Raw genomic sequence first — 13,483 nt, 5'->3', positions numbered from 1 at the left:
TTCATTAAAAGTCGGGTTACCCTATAGTAGCGCAACGCAATTACTCGGTTACAGGTCGCTAACCTCCATGAACAACATAGATACACTCATCAGCAACAATGCACTATGGTCAAAAATGCTGGTGGAGGAAGACCCCGGATTTTTTGGAAAACTCGCGCAGGCGCAAAACCCACGCTTTCTCTGGATTGGATGCTCCGACAGCCGCGTACCGGCGGAGCGCCTGACCGGCCTCGAGCCCGGCGAACTGTTTGTTCACCGCAACGTTGCCAACCTGGTGATTCACACCGATCTCAACTGTCTTTCTGTTGTTCAGTATGCCGTAGACGTTCTGCAAGTCGAGCACATCATCATTTGCGGCCACTACGGCTGCGGCGGCGTGCAGGCGGCGGTTGAAAACACGGAACTGGGGCTCATTGATAACTGGCTGCTGCACATCCGCGATATCTGGTTCAAACATAGCTCACTGCTGGGCGAAATGCCGCAGGAGCGTCGCATGGATACCCTGTGCGAACTCAACGTGATGGAGCAGGTATATAACCTGGGCCACTCAACGATCATGCAATCGGCGTGGAAACGCGGGCAGAAGGTCTCGATCCACGGCTGGGCGTACGGCATTCACGACGGTCTGCTGCGCAATCTGGAAGTGACCGCCACCAACCGGGAAACGCTGGAGCAGCGTTACCGTTCGGGAATTGCCAACCTTCAGCTTAAGCATGTGAACCATAAATAAAGCCGGGGATTTTCTCCCTCTCCCTGTGGGAGAGGGCCGGGGTGAGGGCATCAGCCCGCAATTACTCGTCCAGCAATACCACTTTTCCAACATACGGCAGATGGCGATAACGCTGCGCGTAGTCAATGCCGTAACCGACGACGAACTCGTCCGGGATAGAAAAACCGACAAACTCTACCGGCACCTGCACTTCACGGCGGTCAGGCTTATCCAGCAGGGTGCAAATCGCCAGCGATTTTGGCTCACGCAGGCTCAGGATCTCGCGCACTTTTGACAGCGTGTTGCCGGAGTCGATGATGTCCTCAACGATCAACACATCTTTACCACGAATATCTTCATCCAGATCTTTCAGGATTTTCACATCACGGGTGGTGGACATGCCGCTGCCGTAGCTGGAGGCGGTCATAAAATCCACCTCATGGGGCACATGCACTTCACGGCACAGGTCCGCCATGAACATGAAAGAGCCGCGCAACAGACCGACCAGCACCATTTCACTGCCGCTGTCCTTGTAATGTTCGGTGATTTGACGACCCAGTTCGGCGATACGCGCTTTGATCTCGGCTTCCGGGATCATCACTTCAACAGTATGTTTCATATTACTAACCAAATGATTTTGATGAAAATCTCTCAATACGGATGAGTTAATATCCAGCACTGATACGCAAGCCAGCCATTATATCAGCAAATGGATAACCCTGGCGTATGAGTTATAAAAAGCAAATATTGTGATTCCGATCACACTTGTTAATACCTATAATTAGTTGCTAGCAAATTATTAACAAAAACTGACGAGTACACTTTCTATGGCTGAAACAAACTCTAAACAGCCGCGTCTACTGGTGACATTAACAGCGGCGTTCGCGGCCTTCTGCGCGCTGTATCTGTTAATCGGTGGCGTCTGGCTGGTCGCGATCGGCGGCTCCTGGTACTACCCGATTGCGGGCCTGGTTATGCTTGGCGTAACCGTCCTGCTCTGGCGTAGAAAACAATCTGCACTGTGGCTGTATGCCGCACTCCTTCTTGCCACCATGATCTGGGGCGTCTGGGAAGTCGGCTTTGACTTCTGGGCGCTGACGCCGCGCAGCGACATCCTGGTCTTCTTCGGTATCTGGCTGATCCTGCCGTTCGTCTGGCGTCGCCTGATTGTGCCTTCCAGCGGTGCTGTGGCGGGCCTGGTTGTTGCCCTGCTGATTACCGGCGGCATCCTGACATGGGCCGGCTTTAACGACCCGCAGGAGATCAACGGTACGCTGAACGCAGAATCGACGCCTGCGGCGGCTATCTCGCAGGTAGCGGACGGCGACTGGCCTGCCTATGGTCGTAATCAGGAAGGTCAACGCTACTCTCCGCTGAAGCAGATCAACGCGGACAACGTTAAGAACCTGAAAGAAGCCTGGGTATTCCGTACCGGCGACCTGAAGATGCCGAACGATCCGGGCGAGCTGACCAACGAAGTGACGCCAATTAAAGTCGGCGATATGCTTTATCTGTGTACGGCGCACCAGCGTCTGTTCGCGCTCGACGCGGCCACTGGTAAAGAGAAATGGCACTTCGATCCGCAGCTGAACTCCAACCCGTCCTTCCAGCACGTCACCTGCCGTGGCGTCTCATACCACGAAGCGCGCGCCGATAACGCGAGCCCGGAAGTGGTTGCCGACTGTCCTCGCCGCATCATGCTGCCGGTGAACGATGGCCGTCTGTTCGCCATCAATGCCGAAACGGGCAAGCTGTGCGAAACCTTTGCCAACAAAGGTATCCTGAATCTGCAGACCAACATGCCGGACACCACGCCGGGTCTGTATGAGCCAACCTCGCCGCCGATCATCACCGATAAAACCATCGTGATTGCCGGTTCGGTAACGGATAACTTCTCCACGCGCGAAACCTCCGGCGTTATCCGCGGTTTCGACGTGAATACCGGTAAACTGCTGTGGGCCTTCGACCCGGGCGCGAAAGATCCGAATGCGATCCCGTCGGACGAGCACACCTTTACCTTTAACTCGCCAAACTCCTGGGCCCCGGCTGCGTATGACGCGAAGCTGGACCTGGTCTACCTGCCGATGGGCGTTACTACGCCAGATATCTGGGGCGGTAACCGCACGCCGGAGCAGGAACGTTATGCCAGCGCTATCGTGGCGCTGAACGCGACCACCGGTAAGCTGGCGTGGAGCTATCAGACCGTACACCACGATCTGTGGGATATGGATATGCCGTCCCAGCCGACGCTGGCGGACATTACCGTTGACGGCAAAACCGTTCCGGTGATTTACGCCCCGGCCAAGACCGGCAACATCTTCGTTCTGGATCGCAGCAACGGCAAGCTGGTTGTGCCGGCACCGGAAAAACCGGTTCCGCAGGGTGCGGCGAAAGGCGATTACGTCAGCAAAACCCAGCCGTTCTCCGATCTGAGCTTCCGACCGAAGAAAGACCTCAGCGGGGCAGACATGTGGGGTGCCACGATGTTTGACCAGCTGGTGTGCCGCGTGATGTTCCATCAGCTGCGCTATGAAGGCATCTTCACGCCGCCTTCTGAGCAGGGCACGCTGGTCTTCCCGGGTAACCTGGGGATGTTCGAGTGGGGTGGGATCTCCGTTGACCCGAACCGTCAGGTCGCGATTGCCAACCCAATGGCGCTGCCGTTCGTTTCCCGTCTGATCCCACGCGGTCCGGGCAACCCAATGGAGCAGCCGAAAGACGCGAAAGGCAGCGGTACCGAAGCCGGTATTCAGCCGCAGTATGGCGTACCGTTCGGCGTAACGCTGAACCCGTTCCTGTCACCGTTTGGCCTGCCGTGTAAACAGCCTGCCTGGGGTTACATCTCCGGCCTGGATCTGAAAACCAACCAGATCGTGTGGAAAAAACGTATTGGTACCCCGCAGGACAGCATGCCGTTCCCGATGCCGGTTCCGGTGCCGTTTAATATGGGTATGCCGATGCTGGGTGGCCCAATTTCCACCGCCGGTAACGTGCTGTTCATCGCGGCAACCGCAGATAACTACCTGCGCGCGTACAACATGACCAACGGTGAAAAACTGTGGCAAGGCCGTCTGCCGGCAGGTGGACAGGCTACCCCGATGACCTATGAAGTGAATGGCAAGCAGTACGTTGTCATCTCCGCGGGCGGTCACGGTTCGTTTGGCACGAAGATGGGCGACTATATTGTCGCGTATGCGTTGCCTGACGAAAACAAGTAACTGAAAAGCCCGGTGGCGCTTACGCCTACCGGGCATACGGGTACGCTATGTAAGCCGGGTAAGGCGAAGCCGCCACCCGGCTTTTTTATACGGTAAAGCCCAGCATCATCCCCGTATCTTCATGCTCCAGCAGATGGCAGTGCGCCATATAGGCAAACTCCTTCGGCGCGTCGTGGTCAAACTTCACCAGCACCTCGCTGACGCCGCCTTCCACTCTCACCGTATCTTTCCAGCCCGCGCGATGCGCGTCCGGCGCTTTGCCGTTCTCAGAAAGAATGCGGAACTGCGTGCCGTGAATATGGAACGGATGCAGCATCATGTCCCCTTCACCTGAAATCACCCAGCGCTCAAACTGCCCTTTTGTCGCAGCAAACATCGGCGTGTTCATGTCGAACGCTTTGCCGTTAATCATATTGGCGTTGTGGAAATCAAAGCCATGGTCGCCGTGATCCATGTTCCCCATGCCGCCCATTTTGCCGTGGTCCATATTCATATGACCCATCATCTGCCCGTGATGCATCCCCGCCATCGCCTTATCGCCATATTTCGCCATCAGCGCCTGCATGCCCATCATATCGAGCATCGGGTTCATGGAGAGCTGCAGCTTACGCTGCGTAAGCCCATCAAGCGACGGAAGTGCCGGCAGAGTGGTTAACGTATCAGGCAGCGTGCCGGAAGCGGTCACCAGTAACGGCTGAATACGCAGCACCGGATGCGGCTTGTCAAACGGTGCGACCGCCATCCCCATCTGGCTAACCGGCAGGGTCACAAGATCAAACGCCTTGCCGTCGCTGATGTCCACCAGCACCTCGAAGCGCTCGCCCATCAGCATCGGCAGTTCGCTTACTTTTGCCGGCTCCGGCAGCAGGCCGCCGTCGCTTGCCACTACGTACAGCGGACGCTTATCGCTGGTGGCGAAGTTGAGTGAACGCGCGTTACAGCCGTTCAGCAGACGCAGGCGCAGCCAGCCTTTCGGCGCGGCATGCTGAGGATAAATGGCGCCGTTGGTCAACAGCGTGTCGCCAAACCAGCCTACCGCCGCGCTCATCACGTCCAGCTGGTAGTCAATTTGCCCGTCCGCGGTGAATTTCTTGTCCTGAACAATCACCGGCACGTCGTCGATGCCCCACTGTTTCGGCAGGCGCAGCAGGCGGCTTTCGTCGTCTTCAATCAGCACCAGCCCCGCCAGCCCCATCGCCACCTGATGGCCCGTTTTGCCATGCTGATGCGGATGGAACCAGCAGGTTGCCGCGCGCTGGTCGGGCGTAAAGGTGACGCTGCGCGTGCCGCCCGCTTTGATGACGCCCTGCGGCCCGCCGTCTACCTCGCCCGGCACTTCCAGCCCGTGCCAGTGCAGCGTCGTCTCTTCGGCAAGCGTGTTGTGGATATCCACCGTCACCGCTTTCCCTTTGCGCAGCTGTAGCGCCGGGCCGAGCAGATTGCCGTTATAGCCCCAGGTCGTCGCGTTGTGCGCACCGAACAGCGTGTTGCCGGACTGAACAACAAGCTTGATACGGCTACGGGCATCCGCGGTCAGCAAGTCAGGGATAGGTAAGGCAGGCCTGTCAGCCGCGAAAACCGCGCGGCTCCAGAGAGGCAATGCGCTGGCAGCACCCAGCGCCACGGAATATTTTAAAAAATCACGACGTTGCATGTTCATTTCCTTATTTCCAGCAGGCGATCTTTTGAGCATAAACCCTCCCCTTACCGGAAGGTCAAGTCAAGCGGCAATAATAAAGATCGTCGCACTGGCATCAAGTATGCTAACGTTAATTTTCCGTGAAGAAGTGGTAGAAGCAATGAAGACGTTTTTCAGGACAATTTTGTTCGGTAGCCTGATGGCAATGTGTGCGAACAGCTATGCGCTAAGTGAAAATGAAGCGGAAGATATGGCCGATTTAACGGCGGTTTTTGTATTCCTGAAAAATGATTGTGGCTACCAGAATTTACCCAACGGGCAAATTCGCCGCGCGCTGGTCTTTTTTGCCCAGCAGAACCAGTGGGATCTCAGCAACTACGACAGCTTCGACATGAAGGCGCTCGGTGAAGATAGCTACCGCGACCTAAGCGGTATTGGTATTCCCACTGCCAAAAAATGCAAAGCGCTGGCTCGCGACTCACTCAGCCTGCTCGCCTACGTCAAATAACCTTCCCGAAGCCCCCTGTTGAACCTCTGACCGTGCAACCGCGGTTAGAGTTAGCTATCATGTTTCGCTCATTTTTGTGAGCGTAACGGATGTTTACACAGGAGGAGTTCGCTATGGCCGACCACACGTTGTGGCATGAAACCTTGCATGATCAGTTTGGTCAGTACTTTGCCGTTGATAACGTGCTCTATCATGAGAAAACCGATCACCAGGATCTGATCATCTTCGAGAATGCTGCCTTTGGCCGCGTGATGGCGCTGGACGGCGTCGTGCAAACTACCGAGCGAGATGAGTTTATCTATCATGAGATGATGACCCACGTCCCGCTGCTGGCGCACGGTCACGCGAAGCATGTCCTGATTATCGGCGGTGGCGACGGCGCAATGCTGCGTGAAGTGTCCCGCCATCGTTCCATTGAAACCATCACCATGGTGGAAATCGATGCGGGCGTCGTCTCTTTCTGCCGCCAGTACCTGCCCAACCACAATGCCGGCAGCTATGACGATCCGCGCTTTAGCCTGGTGATTGACGACGGCGTTAACTTCGTTAACCAGACCTCGCAGACCTTTGACGTGATCATCTCCGACTGCACCGACCCTATCGGCCCCGGCGCGTCGCTGTTTACCTCCTCCTTCTACGAGGGCTGCAAGCGCTGCCTGAACCCGGGCGGGATCTTCGTCGCCCAAAATGGCGTATGCTTCCTGCAGCAGGATGAAGCGCTGGATAGCCATCGTAAGCTCAGCACCTATTTCGATGATGTCAGCTTCTATCAGGCCGCTATTCCGACGTACTACGGCGGGATCATGACCTTTGCCTGGGCGACGGATAACGATGTATTACGTCATCTTTCCACCGAAATTATTCAGGCCCGCTTCCATCAGGCCGGTCTTCAGTGCCGATACTACAATCCGGCTATTCATACCGCAGCGTTTGCTCTGCCGCAGTACCTGCAAGACGCATTATCCACTAAGGGGGTGAGCTAATTGAAAAAGCTTAAACTGCATGGCTTTAACAACCTGACGAAAAGCCTGAGTTTTTGTATTTACGATATCTGCTATGCCAAAACAGCGGAAGAACGCGATGGTTACATCGCCTATATCGACGAACTCTACAACGCCAACCGTCTGACCGAGATCCTGTCAGAAACCTGTTCCATTATCGGCGCCAACATCCTGAACATCGCCCGACAGGATTATGAACCCCAGGGCGCCAGCGTGACCATCCTGGTCAGCGAAGAGCCGGTCGATCCTAAGCTTATCGACAAAACGGAACATCCGGGCCCGCTGCCGGAAGTGGTTGTTGCCCACCTGGATAAAAGCCATATCTGCGTCCATACCTACCCGGAGAGTCACCCGGAAGGTGGGCTGTGTACGTTCCGCGCCGATATTGAAGTGTCGACCTGCGGCGTGATTTCCCCGCTGAACGCGCTGAACTATCTCATCCATCAGCTGGAATCGGATATCGTCACGATTGATTACCGCGTGCGCGGTTTTACTCGTGATATCAACGGCATGAAGCACTTCATCGACCACGAGATCAACTCTATTCAGAACTTCATGTCCGACGACATGAAATCGCTGTATGACATGATGGACGTGAACGTGTACCAGGAAAACATCTTCCATACCAAGATGTTACTTAAGGAATTCGACCTTAAGCACTATATGTTCCACACGAAGCCGGAAGATTTGAGCGAAGAAGAGCGTAAGGCGATTACCGACCTGCTCTGGAAAGAAATGCGCGAGATCTACTACGGCCGTAATATTCCGGCCGTGTAAGTGTTGCCCGGAGCAGGGACGCTTCGGAAAGTTACCGCTGTTTCATAAACTCGCGGTAGGCATGCACCACCTGAAGGAAGTCTTCTACGCCGCACATCGACAGGCTCTCTTCATCATAGTAGCTCATCCCCTCCTCCATCTCGTCACCTGAAAACTCGAGCTGGTTGGCGCGCACCATGACCTCTTCACCGTCCATCCACAGCGTGTATTCATGACCGGCGCGCTGCCAGGAGCGTTCACTGCCTTTCACCGTATTTGCCGCCTGTTCAACCTCATCAAGAAGTGCGAGATTTTCTTTCACCTCTTCGTTAAACCAGTGTCCAACGGCTTCGTGGCCCATCGACATACGCACTTTCACCACTCCGGTGATGTCGCGCAGAAATTCGTAATCCATAGTGTTTTCCTCTGCAAAGCCATTAAGGTAATTATCGCAGCAGCGAGGAAGAAAAAAAGCGTGAGAGGTGGGAGGAATGAAAATAAAAAGGTGAGAGCAAGACCCTGCGGCCTGATGCCCTCACCCCGTCCCTCTCCCACGGGAGAGGGTGCAAACACTAAAAACCGTCTCGTGGAGACGGTTTTGCTGTTTATACCGCCGTCTGGAAGATAACCCCGTCAGCCTTCTCGGTGTACTGAGAGAGCTGGTCGAAGTTCAGATAGCGATAGGTATCCACCGCGGTCTTATCCACCTGAGCCACAAAGGTCTGGTACTCTTCCGGGGTTGGCAGTTTGCCAATCAGCGCCGCAACCGCCGCCAGCTCCGCAGAGGCCAGGAAGACGTTCGCACCGGTACCTAAACGGTTCGGGAAGTTACGGGTAGAGGTGGAAACCACCGTCGCACCGTCGGCTACGCGCGCCTGGTTGCCCATGCACAGGGAGCAGCCAGGAATTTCGATACGCGCACCGCTCTTACCAAACACGCTGTAGTAGCCCTCTTCGGTCAGCTGAGCCGCATCCATACGGGTTGGCGGCGCCACCCACAGACGGGTTGGCAGCTGGCCTTTGTGGGTATCCAGAAGCTTACCGGCCGCACGGAAGTGACCGATGTTGGTCATGCAGGATCCGATGAACACTTCGTCGATCTTCTCGCCCTGAACTTCGGACAGCGGACGCGCGTCGTCCGGATCGTTCGGTGCACACAGGATTGGCTCTTTGATATCCGCCAGATCGATGTCGATCACCGCCGCGTACTCTGCGTCAGCATCAGCTTCCAGCAGCTGCGGATCGGCCAGCCATTTCTCCATGCCCTGGATACGACGCTCCAGCGTACGACGGTCGCCGTAGCCTTCTGCAATCATCCACTTCAGCAGCACGATGTTAGAGTTAAGATACTCAATAATCGGCTCTTTGTTCAGCTTGATGGTACAGCCCGCAGCTGAACGCTCAGCGGAGGCATCGGTCAGCTCGAACGCCTGCTCAACCTTCAGATCCGGCAGACCTTCGATTTCCAGGATACGGCCAGAGAAGATGTTTTTCTTCCCTTTCTTCTCAACGGTCAGCAGACCCTGTTTAATCGCATACAGCGGGATCGCGTGAACCAGGTCGCGCAGGGTGATACCCGGCTGCATTTTACCTTTGAAGCGCACCAGCACCGATTCCGGCATATCCAGCGGCATCACGCCCGTCGCCGCAGCAAACGCCACCAGACCGGAGCCCGCCGGGAAAGAGATACCGATTGGGAAACGGGTATGGGAGTCACCGCCGGTACCCACGGTATCCGGCAGCAGCATGCGGTTCAGCCAGGAGTGAATTACGCCGTCGCCCGGACGCAGGGAAACGCCGCCGCGGTTCATGATGAAGTCTGGCAGCGTGTGGTGCGTGGTCACGTCAACCGGCTTCGGATACGCCGCCGTGTGGCAGAAGGACTGCATCACCAGGTCAGAAGAGAAGCCCAGGCACGCCAGGTCCTTCAGTTCGTCACGGGTCATTGGGCCAGTGGTGTCCTGAGAGCCTACGGAGGTCATCTTCGGCTCACAGTATGCGCCAGGACGAACACCGGCGACGCCGCAGGCGCGACCGACCATTTTCTGCGCCAGAGAGTAACCGCGATTGCTTTCCGCCACGTCTTTCGCGTGACGGAATACGTCACTGTGCGGCAGACCCAGCGCTTCACGCGCTTTGGTGGTCAGGCCACGGCCGATGATCAGCGGAATACGGCCACCGGCACGCACTTCGTCGATCAGCACGTCGGTTTTCAGCTCAAAGCTCGCCAACAGCTCGTTAGTTTCGTGGTTACGCACTTCACCTTTGTACGGGTAAACGTCAATCACGTCGCCCATATTCAGGTTAGAAACATCCACTTCGATCGGCAGGGCGCCCGCATCTTCCATGGTGTTGAAGAAGATCGGTGCAATTTTACCGCCGAGGCACAGGCCGCCACCGCGCTTGTTTGGCACATGAGGGATGTCATCACCCATGAACCACAGCACGGAGTTGGTGGCGGACTTACGGGAAGAACCGGTACCTACAACGTCACCCACATAGGCCAGCGGGAACCCTTTTTTCTGCAGGGCTTCGATCTGTTTGATCGGGCCAACGCTGCCAGGCTGATCCGGCTCAATGCCTTCACGGGCGTTTTTCAGCATTGCCAGGGCGTGCAGAGGAATATCCGGGCGAGACCACGCGTCCGGTGCCGGAGAGAGGTCATCGGTGTTGGTTTCACCGGTCACTTTGAAGACGGTAACGGTGATTTTTTCAGCCAGCGCAGGACGGTTCAGGAACCATTCGGCATCCGCCCAGGACTGCATCACCTGCTTCGCATAGACGTTGCCTGCTTTGGCTTTTTCTTCTACATCGTAGAAGTTATCGAACATCAGCAGCGTGGAAGAGAGCGCTTTAGCGGCAATCGGTGCCAGCTTGTCGTTATCCAGCGCGTCAATCAGCGGATGAATGTTGTAACCACCCTGCATGGTGCCGAGCAGTTCAATGGCTTTTTCAGGAGTAACCAGTGGGGAGGTGGCTTCGCCTTTGGCGATAGCAGCAAGGAATCCGGCTTTTACGTAGGCAGCTTCATCTACGCCAGGCGGTACGCGGTTGATCAGCAGATCTAACAGGAATTCTTCTTCGCCCTTAGGCGGGTTCTTCAGCAGCTCGACGAGCGCGGCCATTTGGGTTGCATCTAAAGGTTTGGGTACAATTCCCTCGGCGGCACGTTCTGCTACGTGCTTACGGTATTCTTCTAGCACGACGGTTCTCCTCGCTCTCATTGTCATATGCGGCGGGCGTTCTCTTCACGCTCCTGTGAGACAGCAGTTTGTAGGGTAAATGCCCGATACCGCGTCGGGCAGCATAGCAGGATTTCTGCACAGTGTTAATCCGTTTACAAAAAAGCAACATTAAAAAATTTGCTGAATCGTTAAGCATGGTGTAGCGGGGAGACAAGACGAATTTTGGGTACAAAAAAACCGCCTGATAGCGGTTTATTTGTTGCCTTGCGATGGTAGCACACCGTGTTGGCAGATTTGCGGCAACCCCAACGCAATGAATTTTGCATCACGCCCCGCTGGCTTGCAAGCCATTATGTCAATTTTGCGTAGCGCCTTCCTGTTTCGAATGAAAATTCGTTTCACTTCATTTTTCGCCTTCAGAATGACTACTGAGTCGATTACTCTTCCTCTCGGCCTGCTTCGCTGGTGTAGCAACCAGTCACCGGGCCCGGGAGCAGTTCCGTAACCTACGCGGCAATCCCAACTTGCCTGGTTCTGCCTTTCCCGGTGAAGAATGAACCCGCGTAGCCTTTACAGGAACGCACGCAATGGAGATGCGAATCACTGCGCTGATCGTTGTGACCGGTTTACTGCTAACCGCGCTGCACGGTGGCTGGAACATATCCGACATCACGGTGCTGTTTGTCGTCAACCTCGGCAACTAGCTGCTGGCCGCTCGTAAGAGCGGCCTTCTGAATTCCCTTCGGTTTTTCCCGCATCGCATATAATTGTGTAATAAATGCTCACAATCTTTATCCGGACGTACCGGACGCTTCCCAATAAAAGTCAAAACAGTAAAAGACGGGTGAATAATACTCACGCCAACCGTAACGCCTCACGGCACAGCGCTTGTCTCGTTGGAGTCATTTTATGAAGTTGCCCTTTAAGCCACATCTGCTCGTCCTTCTGTGCAGTGCCGGGCTGCTTGCCGCCTCAGGCGTCATGTTTGTCAAAAGTCGTGCAACGGAACCCGTTGCGCCGGCCCCCGTCGCACAACAACCAGCGGCACCGGTAGCAGCAACGCCCGCCCCTGTCGCCGCACCAACCTATACTGCCGCGCAAATCGATCAGTGGGTTGCCCCCATCGCGCTCTACCCGGATGCCCTGCTGTCGCAAATCCTGATGGCCTCGACTTACCCGGCCAACGTGATCCAGGCGGCGCAGTGGTCAAAAGACAACCCTAAAATGGAAGGGGACGCCGCCATTCAGGCCGTTGCCAGCCAGCCCTGGGATCCCAGCGTAAAATCGCTGGTCGCGTTTCCTCAGCTCATGTCCCTGATGGGTGAAAACCCGCCGTGGGTACAAAATCTGGGCGATGCGTTTCTCGCGCAGCCGAAGGACGTAATGGATTCCGTTCAACGCCTGCGCGCGCTGGCGCAAAAGACCGGCGCTTTGCAATCCACGCCTCAGCAGACGGTCACCACCGTGACAAAACCGGCACCAGCGAAAACCAGCACCACCGAGACAACGACAACCACAGCAGCAACGCCCGCGCCGGCCCCAACGGTAATCAAAATTGAATCTGCCGATCCGCAGGTTGTTTACGTCCCCACCTATAACCCCAATACGGTTTACGGGACCTGGCCAAACACCGCCTATCCACCTACCTATCTCCCGCCTACACCCGGGGAGCAGTTTGGCAACAGCTTCGTCAACGGCTTAGGCTTCAGCCTGGGCGTCGCCACAACCTATGCCATCTTCAGCAACATCGACTGGGATGATGACGATGACTGGGATCATCACCATGATGACTGGGATAATCACGGCGGCTATAACCGCAACGGTGATAACAACATCAATATCAACGTTGAGAACTTCAATAAAATCAGCGGGCAGCGTCTGACGGACGCCAACCGTACCTGGCAGCATAACCCGGCCTATCGGGAAGGTGTGCCCTATCCGACTAACCAGCTCAACACCCGTTTCCACTCCACCAGCACGGCTACCGGGCTCAGTTCAACGCAGCAAAAACCGGTTAACCGCGATAGCCAGCGTCAGGCTGCCCTGAGCCAGATGGAGAAATCCACGGGCAAAACTTTCCCCCAAACGGCGCGTCCCGGAACGAAAGATGTGCAGCGTCAGGCCTCAAGTGAACAGCTGAAGCAGATTTCCCAGCGCAATAACTACCGTGGCTACGACACCAAACCGCAGACGACGAAGCGAACCACCACGCAGCAGCGAGAAAATCGCCAGACCACCGCGCAGAGACAAGAGAAACGGGGTTCGCAGCCGGCGCAGCAACGCGCTCTCCAGCAGCGAAACAGCCAGCCCCGGGCCAATGCGCTGAGCGGCAACGACAGCCGCTCCGCGAACTGGCAGGCGCAGCAGCAGCGCGGTGCGCAAAGCAGACAGCTTGCGGCTCGCCAGCAGCAGCCACGTCAGGCGTCTGGTGGACGCGCTGAACGCCGTGAAATTCGACATCGCTAAG

At 56.0% G+C, this 13,483-nt stretch carries 10 protein-coding genes; 6 read left to right on the top strand and 4 right to left on the bottom strand.

Annotated features, from left to right (window positions below; all coding sequences use genetic code 11):
• Window positions 1-67: 67 nt before the first annotated feature.
• Window positions 68-730, top strand: coding sequence for a carbonate dehydratase (gene can, locus AC0TOY_RS20915; protein ID WP_008501947.1), 663 nt, complete (start codon window positions 68-70; stop codon window positions 728-730).
• Between the two features lie 61 nt (window positions 731-791).
• On the opposite strand, the gene hpt is transcribed toward can, so the two are convergent.
• Window positions 792-1,328, bottom strand: coding sequence for a hypoxanthine phosphoribosyltransferase (gene hpt, locus AC0TOY_RS20910; protein WP_008501948.1), 537 nt, complete (start codon window positions 1,326-1,328; stop codon window positions 792-794).
• Between the two features lie 208 nt (window positions 1,329-1,536).
• Here hpt and AC0TOY_RS20905 point away from each other — a divergent pair, with 208 nt between their 5' ends.
• Window positions 1,537-3,927: a glucose/quinate/shikimate family membrane-bound PQQ-dependent dehydrogenase gene (locus tag AC0TOY_RS20905; RefSeq protein ID WP_148769982.1), complete on the top strand. Its 2,391-nt coding sequence runs from the start codon at window positions 1,537-1,539 to the stop codon at window positions 3,925-3,927.
• An 85-nt stretch (window positions 3,928-4,012) separates the two neighbouring features.
• Here AC0TOY_RS20905 and cueO read toward each other — a convergent pair whose 3' ends face one another.
• Window positions 4,013-5,581 carry a multicopper oxidase CueO gene (gene cueO / locus AC0TOY_RS20900; protein WP_473722490.1) on the bottom strand — a complete coding sequence of 523 codons (1,569 nt, stop codon included), beginning with the start codon at window positions 5,579-5,581 and terminating at the stop codon, window positions 4,013-4,015.
• Between the two features lie 145 nt (window positions 5,582-5,726).
• On the opposite strand from cueO, the gene AC0TOY_RS20895 reads away from it, so the two are divergent.
• The 3 genes from AC0TOY_RS20895 to speD all read left to right on the top strand — a co-directional run bounded on the left by AC0TOY_RS20895 (window position 5,727) and on the right by speD (window position 7,852).
• Window positions 5,727-6,074 carry a YacC family pilotin-like protein gene (locus AC0TOY_RS20895; protein WP_014882582.1) on the top strand — a complete coding sequence of 116 codons (348 nt, stop codon included), beginning with the start codon at window positions 5,727-5,729 and terminating at the stop codon, window positions 6,072-6,074.
• A gap of 113 nt (window positions 6,075-6,187) precedes the next feature.
• Window positions 6,188-7,057, top strand: a complete 870-nt coding sequence (gene speE, locus AC0TOY_RS20890) for a polyamine aminopropyltransferase (RefSeq protein ID WP_023310424.1) — start codon at window positions 6,188-6,190, stop codon at window positions 7,055-7,057.
• Window positions 7,058-7,852: an adenosylmethionine decarboxylase gene (speD, locus tag AC0TOY_RS20885; RefSeq protein WP_023334531.1), complete on the top strand. Its 795-nt coding sequence runs from the start codon at window positions 7,058-7,060 to the stop codon at window positions 7,850-7,852.
• A gap of 31 nt (window positions 7,853-7,883) precedes the next feature.
• Here the strand turns inward: speD and yacL are convergent, their stop codons facing one another.
• Both yacL and acnB read right to left on the bottom strand, forming a co-directional pair.
• Entirely contained in the window at window positions 7,884-8,246 is a 363-nt protein-coding gene (gene yacL / locus AC0TOY_RS20880) for a protein YacL (RefSeq protein WP_024907483.1), read from the bottom strand.
• Window positions 8,247-8,436: 190 nt separating this feature from the next.
• A complete protein-coding gene (gene acnB / locus AC0TOY_RS20875) occupies window positions 8,437-11,034 on the bottom strand; it encodes a bifunctional aconitate hydratase 2/2-methylisocitrate dehydratase (protein ID WP_032645211.1) in 2,598 nt (865 codons plus the stop codon).
• A gap of 891 nt (window positions 11,035-11,925) precedes the next feature.
• On the opposite strand from acnB, the gene AC0TOY_RS20870 reads away from it, so the two are divergent.
• On the top strand, window positions 11,926-13,482 hold the full coding sequence (locus AC0TOY_RS20870; RefSeq protein WP_473722489.1) for a DUF3300 domain-containing protein: 1,557 nt from the start codon (window positions 11,926-11,928) through the stop codon (window positions 13,480-13,482).
• Window position 13,483 lies beyond the last annotated feature (1 nt).

Source organism: Enterobacter sp. PL_is379 (genome assembly GCF_055817355.1).
Note: the sequence above shows the minus strand (reverse complement) of the source record. Positions and strands in the feature narration are given on the sequence as shown.

Coding starts and splice junctions, on each gene's coding strand:
- can (WP_008501947.1), top strand. CDS start 68: ATGAACAACATAGATACACTCATCAGCAACAATGCACTATGGTCAAAA.
- hpt (WP_008501948.1), bottom strand. CDS start 1,328: ATGAAACATACTGTTGAAGTGATGATCCCGGAAGCCGAGATCAAAGCG.
- AC0TOY_RS20905 (WP_148769982.1), top strand. CDS start 1,537: ATGGCTGAAACAAACTCTAAACAGCCGCGTCTACTGGTGACATTAACA.
- cueO (WP_473722490.1), bottom strand. CDS start 5,581: ATGCAACGTCGTGATTTTTTAAAATATTCCGTGGCGCTGGGTGCTGCC.
- AC0TOY_RS20895 (WP_014882582.1), top strand. CDS start 5,727: ATGAAGACGTTTTTCAGGACAATTTTGTTCGGTAGCCTGATGGCAATG.
- speE (WP_023310424.1), top strand. CDS start 6,188: ATGGCCGACCACACGTTGTGGCATGAAACCTTGCATGATCAGTTTGGT.
- yacL (WP_024907483.1), bottom strand. CDS start 8,246: ATGGATTACGAATTTCTGCGCGACATCACCGGAGTGGTGAAAGTGCGT.
- AC0TOY_RS20870 (WP_473722489.1), top strand. CDS start 11,926: ATGAAGTTGCCCTTTAAGCCACATCTGCTCGTCCTTCTGTGCAGTGCC.